Source organism: Janthinobacterium sp. PC23-8 (assembly GCF_002250505.1).
In the GTDB taxonomy this organism is placed as follows: domain Bacteria; phylum Pseudomonadota; class Gammaproteobacteria; order Burkholderiales; family Burkholderiaceae_D; genus Janthinobacterium.
In genome coordinates this window covers 3,225,230-3,241,376 of sequence record NZ_NJGY01000001.1, presented here as the reverse complement: position 1 = coordinate 3,241,376, position 16,147 = coordinate 3,225,230, and the positions used below count along the sequence as shown (strand labels likewise).

14 protein-coding genes and 2 rRNA genes are annotated in these 16,147 nt (G+C 63.7%); 3 read left to right on the top strand and 13 right to left on the bottom strand.

All coding sequences use genetic code 11. The features are described 5' to 3' along the window. Positions 1-61: 61 nt before the first annotated feature. From CD932_RS13950 to CD932_RS13940, 3 genes are all read left to right on the top strand, one after another. Positions 62-1,582: a YifB family Mg chelatase-like AAA ATPase gene (locus tag CD932_RS13950; protein WP_094443145.1), complete on the top strand. Its 1,521-nt coding sequence runs from the start codon at positions 62-64 to the stop codon at positions 1,580-1,582. A gap of 54 nt (positions 1,583-1,636) precedes the next feature. Then, positions 1,637-2,182, top strand: coding sequence for a hypothetical protein (locus CD932_RS13945; RefSeq protein WP_094443144.1), 546 nt, complete (start codon positions 1,637-1,639; stop codon positions 2,180-2,182). A gap of 179 nt (positions 2,183-2,361) precedes the next feature. Beyond that, positions 2,362-2,706, top strand: a complete 345-nt coding sequence (locus CD932_RS13940; protein WP_094443143.1) for a DUF1840 domain-containing protein — start codon at positions 2,362-2,364, stop codon at positions 2,704-2,706. Between the two features lie 91 nt (positions 2,707-2,797). Here CD932_RS13940 and rrf (CD932_RS13935) read toward each other — a convergent pair. The 13 genes from rrf (CD932_RS13935) to rrf (CD932_RS13875) form a co-directional block, all read right to left on the bottom strand. After that, positions 2,798-2,910: ribosomal RNA gene (rrf, locus tag CD932_RS13935) — 5S ribosomal RNA — on the bottom strand. A 246-nt stretch (positions 2,911-3,156) separates the two neighbouring features. Then, entirely contained in the window at positions 3,157-4,584 is a 1,428-nt protein-coding gene (locus CD932_RS13930; protein ID WP_094443142.1) for an aldehyde dehydrogenase family protein, read from the bottom strand. 60 nt (positions 4,585-4,644) lie between these two features. Next, positions 4,645-5,643 carry an AraD1 family protein gene (gene araD1 / locus CD932_RS13925; RefSeq protein ID WP_094443141.1) on the bottom strand — a complete coding sequence of 333 codons (999 nt, stop codon included), beginning with the start codon at positions 5,641-5,643 and terminating at the stop codon, positions 4,645-4,647. 10 nt (positions 5,644-5,653) lie between these two features. Next, the gene (locus CD932_RS13920) at positions 5,654-6,829 is read right to left on the bottom strand and encodes an L-rhamnonate dehydratase (protein WP_094443140.1); all 1,176 of its coding nucleotides are present in this window, start codon (positions 6,827-6,829) and stop codon (positions 5,654-5,656) included. A 76-nt stretch (positions 6,830-6,905) separates the two neighbouring features. Beyond that, on the bottom strand, positions 6,906-7,940 hold the full coding sequence (locus CD932_RS13915) for a 4-hydroxythreonine-4-phosphate dehydrogenase PdxA (RefSeq protein WP_094443139.1): 1,035 nt from the start codon (positions 7,938-7,940) through the stop codon (positions 6,906-6,908). Further along, positions 7,940-8,857, bottom strand: a complete 918-nt coding sequence (locus CD932_RS13910) for an amidohydrolase (RefSeq protein ID WP_094443138.1) — start codon at positions 8,855-8,857, stop codon at positions 7,940-7,942. The genes CD932_RS13915 and CD932_RS13910 overlap by 1 nt, the downstream gene beginning before the upstream one ends. 12 nt (positions 8,858-8,869) lie before the next feature. After that, a complete protein-coding gene (locus tag CD932_RS13905; protein WP_254926581.1) occupies positions 8,870-9,799 on the bottom strand; it encodes a YncE family protein in 930 nt (309 codons plus the stop codon). A 118-nt stretch (positions 9,800-9,917) separates the two neighbouring features. Next, entirely contained in the window at positions 9,918-11,036 is a 1,119-nt protein-coding gene (locus CD932_RS13900; protein WP_254926580.1) for a substrate-binding domain-containing protein, read from the bottom strand. A 19-nt stretch (positions 11,037-11,055) separates the two neighbouring features. Beyond that, positions 11,056-12,123 (bottom strand): ABC transporter permease, encoded by a 1,068-nt coding sequence (locus CD932_RS13895; protein ID WP_094443136.1) that lies wholly within the window; start codon positions 12,121-12,123, stop codon positions 11,056-11,058. Between the two features lie 31 nt (positions 12,124-12,154). Then, a complete protein-coding gene (locus CD932_RS13890) occupies positions 12,155-13,690 on the bottom strand; it encodes a sugar ABC transporter ATP-binding protein (protein WP_094443135.1) in 1,536 nt (511 codons plus the stop codon). 82 nt (positions 13,691-13,772) lie between these two features. Then, positions 13,773-14,666 (bottom strand): SMP-30/gluconolactonase/LRE family protein, encoded by an 894-nt coding sequence (locus CD932_RS13885; RefSeq protein WP_094443642.1) that lies wholly within the window; start codon positions 14,664-14,666, stop codon positions 13,773-13,775. Between the two features lie 51 nt (positions 14,667-14,717). Beyond that, positions 14,718-15,449, bottom strand: a complete 732-nt coding sequence (locus tag CD932_RS13880) for a FadR/GntR family transcriptional regulator (RefSeq protein ID WP_094443134.1) — start codon at positions 15,447-15,449, stop codon at positions 14,718-14,720. Positions 15,450-15,833: 384 nt separating this feature from the next. Next, a 5S ribosomal RNA gene (gene rrf / locus CD932_RS13875) occupies positions 15,834-15,946 on the bottom strand. Between the last annotated feature and the right edge of the window lie 201 nt (positions 15,947-16,147).

Genomic DNA, 16,147 nt, shown 5'->3' with positions numbered 1-16,147 from the left:
GCGCCAGGCCAGAGCACCGGCTAGACTGGTTCTGCCCGCGCCTGCGGAGCAGGGAGATGCCATGAGCCTGGCAGTGTTAAAAAGTCGCGCCCTGGCGGGCATGGAAGCACCCGAGGTCAACGTCGAGGTGCATCTGGCCAACGGCCTGCCCTCGTTTACCATCGTCGGCTTGCCCGATACGGAAGTCAAGGAGTCACGCGACAGGGTGCGCGCCGCCTTGCAAAATTGCGGCTTCGACATGCCGGCCCGGCGCATCACGGCCAACCTGGCGCCGGCCGATCTGCCCAAGGAATCGGGCCGTTTTGACTTGCCGATTGCGCTGGGCATCCTGGCCGCCTCGGGCCAGCTGCCTGGCGAACAATTGCATGCTTATGAATTTGCCGGCGAACTGTCACTGTCAGGACAGTTACGCGCCATCCGTGGCGCGCTGGCGATGACGTTTGCCATGCAACGCAGCAAGAGTGGTTCGCCGCGCGCCTTCATTTTGCCGCATGCCAATGCCGACGAGGCGGCGCTGGTGGCCCACGCCAGCATTTATCCGGCACACAGCCTGCTCGAGGTGTGCGCCCATTTTGCCGCCCGCGATCAGCGCACGGCCCTGCAGCGGCACCAGCCCAGCTTGCTGGCGCCGCATTTTTCCTATCCCGACTTTGCCGAAGTACAGGGCCAGCAACATGCGCGGCGGGCGCTGGAAGTGGCGGCCGCTGGCGGCCACAACGTGCTGATGGTGGGGCCGCCCGGCGCCGGCAAGACCATGCTGGCCAGCCGCTTCCCCGGCATCCTGCCGCCCATGAGCGATGAAGAAGCGCTGGAAGCGGCGGCCGTGCATTCGCTGTGCGGCAGCTTCAAGGTGGAAAACTGGAAGCGCCGACCCTATCGGGCGCCGCACCAGACGGCTTCGGGCGTGGCCCTGGTCGGTGGCGGCCATCTGCCACGGCCGGGAGAAATTTCACTGGCCCACTGCGGCGTGCTGTTCCTTGACGAAATCGCCGAATTCGACCGCCGCGTGCTCGACGTGTTGCGCCAGCCGATGGAGTCAGGCCTGATCAGCATCTCGCGCGCGGCGCGCCAGGCCGAGTTCCCCGCGCGCTTTCAACTGATCGCGGCCATGAATCCCTGCCCGTGCGGCTATCTGGGCCATGCCTCCGGCCGCTGCCGCTGCACCCCGGACGCCGTGCTGCGCTACCATGGCCGGCTGTCCGGCCCCTTGCTCGACCGCATCGATTTGCAGCTGGAAGTGGCCGCCATGCCACCGGGCTTGCTGGGGGCAAAGGCGGCTGCCGGCGAAAGCACGGCGGCGATCGCCGCCCGCGTGGCGGCCGCCTTTGCCTTGCAACTGGCGCGCCAGGGCAAAGCCAACCATCGGCTGGCAAACGACGAGATCGCAGCACATTGCCAGCTCGACACCGCTGGCGAGCAACTGCTGCACGGCGCCATGCTGCGCCTGCACTGGTCGGCCCGCACCTATCACCGGGTGTTGCGGGTGGCGCGCAGCATCGCCGACCTGGCCGGCAGCGCCACGATTGCACAGGCGCATGTCGCCGAAGCCATCCAATACCGGCGCGTCTTGCGTGCCGCCTGAACCGGGCGCGCGTGCGCGATTGCGTGCGGCGGACAGCGCTGCTACCATCGCTTGATGAAAAAAACATCATTCGCCGCCATCGCCAGCATGCTGGCCACCGCCGCCATCCTTGGCGCCTGCAGCCCCAAATTCGACTGGCGTGAATATCGCAGCCCCGATGCCCAGTTCACGGCGCTGTTTCCCGGCAAGCCGTCCGTGTTGACGCGCGACGTCGATCTTGACGGCAAAAAAATCAGCCTGACCATGACGGCCAGCGAAGTCGACGGCACTACCTTCGCCATCGGCAGCGCCGAGCTGCCCAGCGCACAGCAGGCACAGGCTGCCTTGCCGGCCATGAAACAGGCCTTGCTCAACAATATCAAAGGGACGGTGCGCAGCGAAAAATCGGCCAGCGCCGCCAGCAGCGACGCCGCCGGTAGCCACCAGAAGAGCAGCCTTGAGATCGAAGCGACCGGCATGCAGAACGGCCAGCCGGCCTTGCTGGTCGGCCGCTTCGTGGCACACGATAAACGCATCTTCCAGATCATTATCCTGGGGCAGGAAAAAAACCTGTCACGCGAGAACATCGATACCTTCATGGCGTCGGCCAAGGTCGATTGAGAAGCGCCCTGGTGCTTAAATGCGGCTTAAGTGCGGCTTAAAGGCGGTGCCAGCGCTCTTGTAAATGGGTGAAACGTCCAACACATGCGGCTATCGGGCTTGCGGACTTCCTGTGGAGAAACCCAAGCCGTGGTATCGTTTCACCACCACTACTAATAACAAGATTCAGAAAGCCTATCATGTTGATCTCATTCAAATCCAAATCCTCCCCTGCCGTCCTGATGTACCAGGAACACGCGCAACGCATCCTCGACATCCTGCACAAAAGTCCGACGCGCGGCGTGATCACGCCCGCCGAAGCTGGCCATGCCCTGGAACTGCTGGAAAAGGAAGTCGCCGAAACCAGACTGCACCCGGAAAACGACATCGAACACGATGTGCATACCCCGGAAAGCCGGGAAGATGGTGAGTCGGCCGAACACGCGCGTGCGCAAAAAGTCCATTTCTCGCAGCGCGCTTTCCCGCTGATGGAAATGCTGCGCTCGGCCAAGGCCGAAAACGAAAGCATTATCTGGGGCGTGTAAGACAGACGAAGCGGAGGGACGAAAAAAAACCCTCCAGTCTGCAAGATGACATCATGGCATCTTGGCACTGGAGGGCTTTTTTATATAACAAGCCTGACGATAACCTACTTTCACACTGGTTGCAGCACTATCATCGGCGCAGAGTTGTTTCACGGTCCTGTTCGGGATGGGAAGGGGTGGTACCAACTTGCTATGGTCATCAGGCATAACTTTTTCAACAACCTGCTCCCGGCTGGGCAGCAACTCGTCTGATCTGAGGAAACAGATTATATAGCAATCTGTGTCGACAAGGTGGACAACATAACGATTTTCAGGACAACAAAGCCGACCGGCGAAAAAAACGACGTCACCTTCGATCAACTGCGGCCGGGGATATATTCCGGCCGCATGCCCGGGTTCATTATCGTTCGCCCATGTTCGAATGCGTCGACATGTCGAATGCGGGCAAACCTAGCCGCAATACGCAGTCTTCACGCTGGTGAAGAATTCTGCCGCGTAACTGCCTTGCTCGCGCGAACCGTAGCTTGACCCCTTGCGGCCGCCGAACGGCACATGGTAGTCGACCCCGGCCGTGGCCACATTGACCATCACCATGCCGGCTTGCGCATGACGCTTGAAATGCGTCGCGTGCTTGAGCGAGCCGGTGCAAATGCCGCTCGACAGACCGAACTCGGTATCGTTGGCCAGCGCCAGCGCATGCTCGTAATTGTCCGCCGGGATGACACTGGCAACCGGGCCGAAGATTTCTTCGCGGCTGATGCGCATGTCGTTGCTGCAATCGGTAAACAAGGCCGGCGTCAGATAGAAGCCCTCGGTGTCGCGCCGCACGCGCTGGCCACCAAAGGCCAGCGTGGCACCCTCGTCGCGGCCGATGCGGATGTACTGCAAGTCCTGCTCGAGTTGGGCGGCGTCGACCACCGGGCCGATGTCGGTGCCAGCCTTGAGCGCGTCGCCAATATTGAGGCCGGCAAGCTTTTCCTTGAGCGCCGCGACGAAGGCCGGATACACGCCTTTTTCAACGATGATGCGGCTCGACGCCGTGCAGCGCTGCCCGGTTGAGAAGAAGGAACCCTGCACCGCGCAATTGACGGCGTTGGCCAGATCGGCGTCGTTCAATACCACCAGCGGATTCTTGCCGCCCATCTCGATCTGCACCTTGGCCATGCGCCCGATGGCCGCCTGCGCCACCCTGGCGCCGGTCGTCACCGAGCCGGTGAAGCTGATCGCATCGACGCGGCGGTCGTCCAGCAGGGTCTGGCCGACCACGCCGCCGCGCCCCATCAACAGATTGAACACGCCGTCCGGCAAGCCGGCGCGGCTGATGATCTCGGCCAGCGCCCAGACGCTGCCGGGCACCAGTTCGGCCGGCTTGATCAGCACGCAATTGCCGTAGGCCAGCGCGGGCGCGATCTTCCACGCCGGGATGGCGATCGGGAAATTCCACGGCGCGATGATGCCGACCACACCGACCGGTTCACGCGTGACTTCGACGTCGATGCCGGGCCGCACCGAAGCGAGCTTGTCGCCGCGCAGGCGCAGGCATTCCTGTGCGAAAAACTTGAAGATGGCGCCGGCGCGCCCCGCCTCGCCTATGCCTTCGGGCAAAGTCTTGCCTTCCTCGCGCGACAGCAAACGGCCCAGCTCGTCCTTCCGGGCCAGGATTTCCGAGCCGATCTTGTCGAGCGCGTCGGCGCGCGCCTGCGTGCCCGAGCATCCCCAGGCCGGCGCGGCGGCGGCAGCAGCGGCGATGGCCAGACAGGTCTGGGCCGCGTCGGCCTGGGCGTAGTGGCCGATCACGTCGGCCGTGTCGGACGGGTTGATGTTGGCCACGGCGCTGGCGCCGTCGACCCAGGCACCGTTCACATAATTCTGATGCATCGTGTTCCCCAGCTGAAAGTGTGTTGCGGATAGGCCGACGCGGACGCCGGCCGCCATGGTCTACAGCGCGCGCACGCCCTGCGGCGCAATGCCCGCCTCGCCGCAGCCGATACCGTTGATCAAGGGCATGCCGAATTCGGCTGCGCCGATCTCGAAGGCGTCGCCCTGGCGCGTCTGCACGCCGTCGGCGAACGACAGCGTCGCGGTGCCAAAGAAATGCACATGGACATCGCCGGCGCGCAAGAACTGGCGATACTTGAAGTGATGGTATTCCAGGTTGTCCAGGCTGTGGCACATGTTCTCTTCGCCGGACAGGAAGGGTTTTTCCCAGATCACCTCGCCGCCGCGACGCAGCCGGCTCAGGCCGGACAGGTTCGCCGGCAACGGGCCGGTGCGCAACTCCGGTCCGAAGGAGCAATAGCGCAACTTGGAATGGGCCAGGTAAAGATAGTTCTTGCGTTCGGTGACGTGGTCGGAAAACTCGTTACCCAGCGCGAAACCGAGGCGGTAGGGCACGCCGTCCGCGCCGATCAGGTACAGGCCGGCCACCTCCGGCTCCTCGCCGGCGTCCTCGGCGAACTCCGGCACCGGGAAGGACATGCCGGGACGCACCACGATGCTGCCGTCGCCCTTGTAGAACCACTCCGGCGGTGTGCCCACCGCGCCCGCCGCAGGCTTGCCGCCGTCGATGCCCCACTGGAACATGCGCATCGTGTCGGTCATCTGCGACTCGTCGTGCTGCGCCTGCTGGTGCATCTTGTCGCGCGTGGCGGCGCTGCCCAGATGGGTCAGGCCGGTGCCGCTGACCAGCAGGTGGGCCGGATCGTCGTGGTCGAGCGGCGCCAGCACGCGCGTCTGCGCCAGCAGTTCGGCGTAGTCGAACAACTCGCCGTCACCTTGAGCGTCGGCTTGCGCGTCGAGCGGGCGACCGGCGTCGATGGCCCGCTGCGCCAGTTCGCGCATGCTGGCCACGCCCTGCAGCGCTGCCACGGTGTTGTCGCCGCGCACCACGCCGACGCGGCGTTCGCGCAGCACCGTTTCAAATTGAATCAAACGCATGCCGTTCCCCTTATTCGATGATGTTGAAATCGTGCAGGTGTTCGGTCGAAATCTCGATCCCCAAGCCCGGCAGATTGTCGTCCAGCTGCAGGAAGCCCCGCTCTGGCTGCGGCTCGCCCTTGAATACGTAATAGAACAACTCGTTGCCGACCTCGACGTCGAAGACCGGGAAGAATTCCGACATCGGACTGGCAGTGGAGGCCATCGTCAGGTGGTAGTTGTGCATCTGCCCGGCATGCGGAATCACCGGCACGCTCCAGGCCTCGGCCATGGCGTTGATCTTTTGTGCTGCGGTGATGCCGCCAACGCGGTTGGTGTCGTACTGGATCACGTCGACCGCGCGCCGCTCCAGCAAGTCCTTGAAGCCATAGCTGGTGAACTCATGCTCGCCGCCGGAAATCGGAAAGGGACTCATTTTCTTCAATTCGGCGTAACCCTCGATGTCGTCGGCGATGACCGGCTCCTCCAGCCAGCGCGGATTGAACTCGGCCAGGCGCGGGATCATGCGGCGGGCGTATTCCAGCGTCCAGCCCATATAGCATTCAAGCATGATGTCGACGCCGTCGCCGACCAGTTCGCGCAGCGCGCGCACCTGGGCGATGTTCTTCAGCATGCCGGCGGGACCATCCTTGGGACCGTAGCCGAAGCGCATCTTGACGCTGGTGAAGCCCTGCGCCAGATAGCCTTTGGCTTCGGCGAGGAAGACGTCGAGGTCGTCGTTGGCGTACAGTTTGGAGGCGTAGCAGGGAATTTTTTCCTTGGTGCGCCCGCCCAGCAGCTTGAACACCGGGCGATGCACCGCCTTGCCCATCAGATCCCACAGCGCGATGTCGACCGCCGAGATGGCCGCCATGCCGATGCCCTTGCGGCCCCAGGCCAGCGTGCCGCGGTACATCTTCTGCCACAGGTATTCATTGTCGAACGGGTCTTCACCCATGACGATGGGCGCCAGGTACTGGTCGACGATCAGCTTGGCCACGCGCGGCGCCAGGGCGCAGTTGCCGATGCCGATCAGGCCGGTGTCGGTTTCGATCTCGACCACCATCCAGCCGTGGAAGCGGAACGAGCCCATGGCGTCGCCGCGCTCGAACAAGATGTCGCTGGCGTTGGTGCAGAAGTGCTGCTGCGGCGGCACGACTTTGCCTTTCCATTCAAAAACGCGGGTACGCACGCGGGTGATTTTCATTTCATTCTCCTGTCAGTTGGACGACTACTCATGCTTGGATTGTTGGCAAATGCATAACGGCGCGCGGACGACCGGTTTACTGGTCCCGGCGCGCGGCGCGGCGCGTCGCGCCCATGCGGCAAGCCAGCTGAAAGGCCTGCAGCGTGGCGCCGACATTGGCGACGCCCTTGGTGCTGATGTCGAAGGCGGTGCCGTGCGCCGGCGTGGCGATGGGAATCGGCAAGCCGCCCTGCAGCGTGACGCCGCGCCAGAAGCCCATCAGCTTGATGGCGATCTGGCCCTGGTCGTGGTACATCGTGACGACCGCGTCGTACTCGGGCTTGTCGCCCTGCACCTTGAGGAAGATCGTGTCGGCCGGGAACGGCCCTTGCGCCGCCATGCCCTCGGCGCGGGCCAGCGCGACGGCCGGCTCGATGATATCGATCTCTTCGCGGCCGAAGGAACCGTTGTCGCCGTTGTGCGGGTTCAGGCCACAGACGGCGATGCGCGGCGCCGCCACGCCGCTCAGCTTGAGCTGGGCGTCGATCAGGCGAATCGCCGTCAGCACGCCCTCGCGGGTGATCATCGCCGGCACGTCACTGAGCGCCACATGCGAGGTCACGCGCGAGGTCCACAGGCTGTCCATGACGTTGAACTCGCAGAACGGCCCGCTGTAGCCGAGGCGCTCGGCGAACCAGTGCAATTCGTCGCTGTGGCCCATGCCGGCCAAGTGCAACGAGCTCTTGTTAAGCGGGCCGAACAGGATGGCGTCGGCGGCGCCGCGCTGAGTCAGGCCGAGCGCCACATCGAGCGTGTCGAGGCTGTAACGGCCGCCCTTGCGGGTCGAGGCGCAACGCTCGAAGGCGCCCTCGGTGTTGCCGCGGAAATCGTACAGCACCGGTTTGCCGGACGCGTAGTCGGCCAGTTCGGGCGCCGTCGTAGTGGCGTAGTCGACGCTGCAGCCGGCCACCTGCATGCCGTGATCGAATTCGGCGCGGTCGCCAATCACCAGGATGCGCGCCGCCTGCCGCACTTCCGGGCGCGACAGCAGCTTGGCGATCAGCTCCGGGCCGATGCCGGCAGGGTCGCCCAGCGTCAGCGCGAGGATGGGTTTGTCAGTGGTAGGGTTCATCAAGCTCTTTCAGTAAGGTCGATACGATAAAAGTCGAGTGCGTTGCGGCAAAACACGGCGTCCTGCTGCGCTTCGCCCAGTCCGGCAAACATGCGCCGCATCTGCCCGACCAGCGAGCGGTAGCCGATGCGCAGTCCGGCCACCGGAAAATTGCTGCCGAACATGCAGCGTTCGGCGCCGAAGATGGCCAGCACGTCGGCCACCACGCGCGCGTTGGCGGCGTAATCCCAGTCCTGGGCGCGCAGGCCGAACTCGGAAAGCTTGACCGACACGTTCGGGTTCGCCGCCAGCCGCGCCATGCCTTCGCGCCATTGCGCCAGTCCGGCCTCGCTGCGGTCCCACGGCAGGCCGGCGTGGTTCAGGGCGATGGGCAGGGCCGGGAACTGCGCCGCCATCTCGGCGGCCTCGCCCAGGTACCAGAACGGCACGCGCAGGTCCAGCGACAGCTTGTGCCTGAGCAGCAGCGCCAGCCCCGCCAGCCAGCGCGGATCGCGCATGCTGCCGGCGCCGCCCCGCTCGGCGTCGTCGCGGGCACCGGTGCGCGGCTTGCAGCGGATGCCGCGCACCAGCGGAAAGCGGCGATGCGCCAGCAGCATCTCTTCGCATTCCGGGTGGTCCAGCCAGGCGTGCGCGACAACGGCGGCAGGGCAGCGGCCGCTCGCCTCGAGCCCATGCAACCACTGCGTTTCTGCCAGTTGCTCGGTGCGCGAACGCTCGGCCTCGACGTGGACGGTGGCGACCACGTTCAGGCCGGCGCTGGCGTCGGCGTAGTCGGCCGGCAGAAAATCCCGGCGCAGCGCAGCGTAGTCGCCCAGCATGAAGCCGGCCGGGTCGTATTCGCGCTGCAGCCAGGGATAGTTGCCGGCGCCCAGATCCCACAGGTGATGGTGGGCATCGACGATGCGCGGGGTCTGCATGGCCGTCTGCACTCAGGCAATCAGCACGTGCGACACGTCCGGCTCGCGCTGGGTGGCGAAAAAGCGCGAGAAGCTCAGCGTCTCCAGGTCGAGCACGCCGATGCGGTCATCCTTGAGCGAGATATAGGCTTCGTCGCGCTGCGGATGGAAGCTCAGGCCGATGGGCAGGCTGGGCAGCGGCACGGTGCCGATCTGCTCCAGCTTGGCGTTGTAGACCGACATGTAGTCGGCGCCGTAGTTGGTAACGAACAGGCGGTTGCGGCGGTCACGGTAGATGCGGGTCGGATCGGTGCCGGTCCTGGCGCTGGCGGTCACGGCCAGCGTGGCGACGTCGATGGCGACGATGGTTTCGCTGTCGCGGTTGGCGACATACAACACGCTCTCGTCTTCGCTAAAGCAATTGCCCTCCGGCCGCGCGCCGGGCATGATGGCCACCGGCGTGAAGGTCGGGTCCTGCGGTTTCAGCAGGGTGACAGTGTTGCTCAGCAGGTTCAGCGAGAACGCCAACTCGCCATCGCTGCGCAGCGCCACCAGATGGCTCTTGTAGCCGCCCGTCGGCAGGGCCCGGGTCGGCTTGTCGTCGCGCTCCGGATGGTCGAACACCAGCAGCGCGGAATTGCCCTCGCTCAAGACATACAGGCGGTCCTGATCGTCGATGGCGATGCCGTGCGGGCGGCGGAACGGCCACAGGTCGAGGGTACGCACGTGCTCGCGGCTGTGCAGGTCGATGACGAACACCGCGCAGCCGCCCTCGCCGTTGTGCGCCTGGGTTTCCAGGCCGTAGTGGCCAACATAGGCGAAGCGGCCGGCCGAGTCGACCACGAATTCGTGCGGGAAATCCGGCAGGCGGATGCTCTTGATGCGCTCGCCGGTGGGCAAGTCGTAAAAGCTGAAAGTGTGGGCGCACTTTTCAACCAGCAAGAGGGTTTCTGTTTGTTTCACTGTTGACTCCTTGAGATGATGCATTGCATGTCTGCGTTCAAAAACTGCCGCCTGTCGACCGTCGGCAAACTGGAGAAGCATTGCTGCGAAGGCCGATTTCCATACTGTCCACAGTGGTTTATTTCTTCGCCCAGATACGCTGGTATTGGGCGCGGTAGCCGTTGTCCGGCTCGAAGGCGTTGTTCGGTCCGCCATCGAAGGCGATGTTCTGCTTGGTCACCAGATGCACCGGCGTCGAATAGCCGCTCGGCTTCTCGCCAGCCATGGCGCGATTGAGCTCGTCAACCAGTTGCCAGCCGTGCAGATTGAGCGGCTCCGGCACCGTGCCGGCCTGAAACTTGCCGCTGCGGATACGCTGGTACGCCGATTCCGAGCCGTCGCCGCCAGACAAGTTTTGCAAACCCTTGCCGGTGGCGCCAGCGGCCATGATGGTCGGCCCCATGAAGTCGAAGTACAGGTCGTTGATGCCCAGCGAATAGTTCCATCCCGCGCCGTGGCGCTGCAACAACGACGTCGTCAATTGCGGTATGCGGTTCGAGGTGTCGGCCAGCGGCGTGTCCTCGATGGCCAGCAGTTTGCAGGTCTTGCATTGCCTGATCACCTGCGCCATGGCGTTCGATTTGGCGATCGCCACCGAGTAGGCCGAATCGGTGAACACCACCACCCCGGCCGTGCCCTTCGATTCAACGATGGCGTATAGCGCCGTGATTTCGGCGACGTCGTTGGCGTCGGTGGTCACGTTGGTAAACAAGCCGTCGACCGGCCCGGCCTTGGCCGCCGCGTGCCAGCCGACCACGGGGATGTTGCGCCCCGTCGCCGTCTTGATGCCGCTGGCCTGCTCCTTGGCGTCGAAGCCGCCCAGGATGATGCCGTCCGGCTTGAGCGCCATGGCCTGGTTGAACGCCGCCGTGCGCGCCGACACCGTGCCCTGGCCGTCGAGTATGCGCACGGTCCAGCCGGCGGCCCTGGCTGCTTCGCTGACGCCGCGGCTGACGCCGAGCGCGCCGCCGTTGCGCATGTCCGAGGCGAGATAGACAACGGTCTTTTTCGCGTTGGCCGCCGGGCCGCTGGTAGGGCCATCCCAGGTGGTTTTGTGCGCGGTGGCCTTGGCCACTTTCTCCACCGCCTGTGTCATGAATTTGACAGGATCGTCCTGCGCTTGCGCTTGTCCCTGCGCAGCACCGACGAAACTCAGCGCCAGGGCGCTGCCGATTGCCTTCCAGTTCATTGCATTCATTCTTGTCTCCTTTGTGTTTTTATTTACTTGCCGTAGTTGCCGCTTGCTGCCCGCTGGTGATGCTGCGTTTGATCGAGTTGCTGCGCTTGCGCTGGGCGTAACCGGCGATGCCGATCGACACCAGCAGGGTGATGCCGTTAAACAGCGGTTCCACGAAGAACGCGCCGCCGAATTGTTGAATGCCCGAGATGCCGATTGCCAGGATCGCCACACCGACCATCGTGCCCCATACGTTGACGCGGCCCGGGCGGATGGTGGTCGAGCCGAGGAAGGCGCCGACCAGCGCCGGCAGCAGGTATTCGAGGCCGACGCTGGCCTGGCCGATGCGCAGGCGCGAGGCCAGGATGACGGCAGCGAATGCGGTCAACGCACCCGAGGTCATGAAGGCGCCGATCACGTACTTGCGCATCGGTATGCCGTTCAGCTGCGCCGCCTTGGGGTTGGCGCCGATGGCGTACAGGGCGCGTCCGGCCGGCATGTATTCGGTGAGCAACCACAGCGCGATGGCGACGAAGAGCACGTAGAAGGCCGGCGCCGGCAGGCCCAGCCAGTCGGCGATGGCGATGTTGTAGAAGCCGTCCGGCAATTCACCGACCACCTGGCGCCCGCCGCTGTGCCACAACGCCACCGCGTACAGCACGGTGCCGGTACCGAGCGTGGCGATGAAGGAGTCGATCTGCACCAGTTCGACCAGGACGCCGTTGAGCAGGCCGAACAGTGCGCCGGCGCACACCACGACGATCACCGCCACCGGCCACGACAAGCCGAACTGGGTTTGCAAGGTGATGGCCAGGATGTGCCAGAGCACGATGCCGTAGCCGACCGTCAGGTCGATCTTGCCGGTGATCATGGGAACCATGGCCGCCAGCGCCAGCAGCGCGATCACCGATTTGTCGCTCAGGATCGAGCGCAGGTTGAACAGGGTGGGAAAGGTATCGGGCAGCGCCAGCGAGAACAGCAGCGCCAGCGCCACCATCAGGATCACCAGGCCATACATCGGAATGGCGGCGCCGAGGCGGTTCCATATATCGCCGCCCAACTCGCTTGGGTCGCGCTCCAGTGCGCTCGATTTGATTGAAGTACTCATGTTGGTGTCTCCAGTTTTATGGTTAGTGTTGTTATGCGGTAACGGCGGCGGGCGCCAGGTGGGCGCTGCCGGCGGCCCATTGCAGCAGGTTAGGTACCGACAGCGCATCGCCCTCGAGTTCGGCAACGATGCGGCCGTTGCAGAACACCAGCGCGCGCGTGCAAAGATTGGCGACCTCCTCGAAATCGGTGGACACCACCAGCACCCCAGTGCCCTTGGCCGCCACCTCCCTGACGGTGCGGTAGATGGCGCCCTTGGCACCGACATCGACGCCGGCGGTCGGTTCCTCGAGGATCAGCAGGGGCTTGCCGATGTCGAGCCAGCGCGCCAGCACCACCTTTTGCTGGTTGCCGCCGCTCAGGTTCTCGATGTAGGCGTGCGGCGCGGCGGGGCGTACGTCGAAAGCGCGGATCAGCTCCTTCGCCCTGTCGCGCTCACGGTCGCGGCGCATCCAGGCAAACGGGTTCTTGTGCCATAGCAACGGATTGAAGAACAGGTTTTCCTGCACCGACATCGAACGCGCCAGATTTTCCTCGACCCTCTCGGCCGCCACCAGCGCGACGCCGGAGCGGATCGCCGCCAGCGGGGTCGACAGGTCGGGTTGCCTGCCGAGCAGGCTGACCTTGCCGGCGGCGATCTCGCACATGCCGAACAGCGCCCGGCTGACCGATTCCTGGCCGCCGCCGCGCAAGCCGATCAGGCCGACCAGCTCGCCCTTGCTCACGCGCAGGCTGACCGGCCCGGCATTGCCTGCCACCAGTGCGTCGAGCTCGAGGATGGTGGCGCCGCGTGCGCCGGCGGCGGCGCCACGCAGCGCCGAGGGCTCCTTGCCGACGATCATGTGCACCAGGTCATGTTCGCTCACCTGCGCAGTGTCGCGCACCGCCACCAGTTTGCCGTCGCGCATCACGACGACGCGGTCCGACAGCTCGATCACTTCGTCGAGGCGGTGCGACACATAGATCATGCCGACGCCCTGCCCGCGCAACTGGCGCAGCACCGTGAACAGATGCTGCACGTCGGCGGCCGGCAGGCTGGCGGTGGGCTCGTCGAGCACCAGGATCTGCGCGTCGACGGCCAGCGCGCGGCCGATCGCCAGCAGCGATTTTTCCGCCCGCGACAGAGAAAACACCCGGCGTTGCGGCGGGATGTTGCAGCCGACCCTGGCCAGCACCTCGGTGGCGCGGCGGTCGACCTCCTTCCAGTCGATCAGGCCGCTGCGGCGCGGAAAGCCGGTGCCGAAAGCGATGTTCTCGGCTACCGTCATCCATTCGATCAAGCCCAGGTCCTGGTGGATGAAGGCAATCGGCTGCTTGCCCCGGGGGGCGCTCGACAGCGTCTCGATGGGCTGTCCATCGAACAGGATGTCGCCGCTATCGCGCGGATAGATGCGCGCGAGCAGCTTGATCAGGGTCGACTTGCCCGCGCCGTTTTCGCCCAGCAGCGCGACGATTTCGCCGGCGGCTATGTCGAAAGATAGCTCGGATACCGCCAGCGTACCGCCGAAGCGTTTGCTGACTTGCTTAAATTGTAGGCGCGGCGTGCCCGCGCCGACGGTTTGGCTCATGCGAATCTCCTCTGGTCTTCGTGTGAAAACGCGCCTGCGATCGACGCGCCGTGTCTGCGACAGCCGGCTCTTGCGGCTTTTTTTATGTGGTTTGCAGGCCGCTGGTATTCAGGCGGATGCGGTACAGCGAGGTGGATGCGGCGATGTAGAGCTCGTCGCGCAGTGGTCCGCCGAAGGTGCAGTTGGCGATTTTTTCAGGCACGTGGATCTTGCCCAGCAGGGTGCCGTCGGGGTGGTAAACCTGGATGCTGTCGGCCGAGCTGGTGTAGATACAACCATGTGCATCCAGCCGGAAGCCGTCGGCCAGGCCGGGATTAACCTCGGCGAACAGACGCGGATTTCCCAGGGTTCTTCCGGCAACTACGTCGAACACCATGATATGGTGGTTGCCACCGCCGTCGCTGCGCAGCGCGGCCGATGTGTCGGCCACGTACAGCAGCGACTCGTCGGGCGAAAACGCCAGCCCGTTGGGTTCCTCGAGCAGCGCGCTGACGATGTCCAGCGTGGCACTGGCCGGGTCGAAGCGGAATACGTAGTTGTCGCCCAGTTCGGAGGGCGCCTGGTAACCCTCGTGGTTGGACAGGATGCCGTAGGGCGGATCGGTGAACCAGATCGTGCCGTCGGACTTGACCACCAGGTCGTTGGGGGAGTTCAGGCGCTTGCCCTGGTAGCGTTCGACCAGCACCGTGACCGTGCCATCGGCCTCGGTGCGTTCGATGCAGCGGCCGCCGTGCGAGCACGACACCAGCCGGCCCTGGGCGTCGCGGTAATTGCCGTTGGTGAAATTGGAAGGCGCGCGGAACACCGACATGCCCTGCTGTGCTGACCAGCGCAGCATGCGGTTGTTGGGAATGTCGCTCCAGACGATGGCGCCGAGCTCGGGCATCCACACCGGCCCCTCGCCCCAGATCGCGCCGGTGCACAGTTTTTCCAGCACGCAGGCCGTCGGCTCGCCGTCCGGAAGGATGCGCAGCATGCGCCGGTCCAGCACCTCGATCGTATCGCTACCCGTGTTCGTCATAACGTTTCACACTCCCTTTTTCTTCATCGCCGTCAGCGTGGTTTTATAGACATGGTCCAGATGCGCGGCGATCACCTCGCCAGCCAGATCCGGATCATGCGCGCGTAGCGCCTCGAGAATGACGGCGTGATCCTCGAAACTGCGCTTCACCGCACCGGCCTCCTTCATGACCTTGCGCCGGTAATCCAGCGCGTAAGCGTACAGATCCTGGACGAAGGTTACCAGCAGCGGATTGGACGAGGCCTCATACATAATCGAATGAAACTCCCGGTCCGACATCTGGAAGCGCACCGGGTCCTCGAACATCGTCGCCTGCGCCTTGAGCAAGCCTTCCATCCGCTTGATCTCCTTGTCGCTGATGCGCACCGCCGCGTCGCGCACTACTGCGATCTCGACCACCTTGCGCGCCTCGTACACCGTGTCGATCTTGTAATCTTTCAAACCACGCAAGGACGACACCGCGTCGTGCAAGGCATAGCCCTCGTTGCGAATGACCCTGGTACGGGACCCCTGCGACACTTCAATCATGCCCTGCGCCGCCAGGGTCTGGATCGCCCCGCGCACCGTCTCGCGGCTGACGTCGAGCATCGCGGCCAGCTCCCGCTCGCTGGGCAACTCGTCATCGATCTGCAACAGGCCCGAGCAGATCATGTAAGCCAGCTTGTCGCTGATCTGTTCCTTGATAGTCTTCTTGGACAACTGGTTGCCCAGGCCGGGAAGGCGTTCTATAAGCTGCATATCGAGCTACCTTTTCTTTGATGGTAAAGCGCCATTTTGAGGCATCTGGACCACTGACACAAACACCAGACCAGTTGTAGCAAAAATACGGCTTCCATCCTGTCAACGCCACCTTACTGGCCTACTGGTTGGTCAAGCATACCAGAATAGTAGAACACGATCCCTGCCAAGTCAACAACAATGATTATTTAAGGCAGGGCGATTGCATGAAATATCAAGTCGCCAGGCTCAGACCTTGGCGGGAAAGCGTCAGCGTCGAGAAGGAACAAGGAACTGGTGGAATGGAACAGATGAACTTTGTTAATGGATTAACAATAAGGAATCTGCAGACGAAAAAAAACCCCGACCATTGCTGGCGGGGTTTTTTTCTACTGCGAATAACAAGCCTGACGATAACCTACTTTCACACTGGTTGCAGCACTATCATCGGCGCAAAGTTGTTTCACGGTCCTGTTCGGGATGGGAAGGGGTGGGACCAACTTGCTATGGTCATCAGGCATAACTTGTACTGGCATTTGTCCTCGGTCGAGCGACAAAGCCTGAATCTGGAAGCAGCAAAGATTGGGGTAATGAATGGTATCAACACACACGCAACGTTGTACTGTCTTATCCTCTGCACCTGCTAAGGTTATAGGGACAAGCCGTACGGGCAATTAGTACTGGTTAGCTTAATGCATTACTGCACTTCCACACCCAGC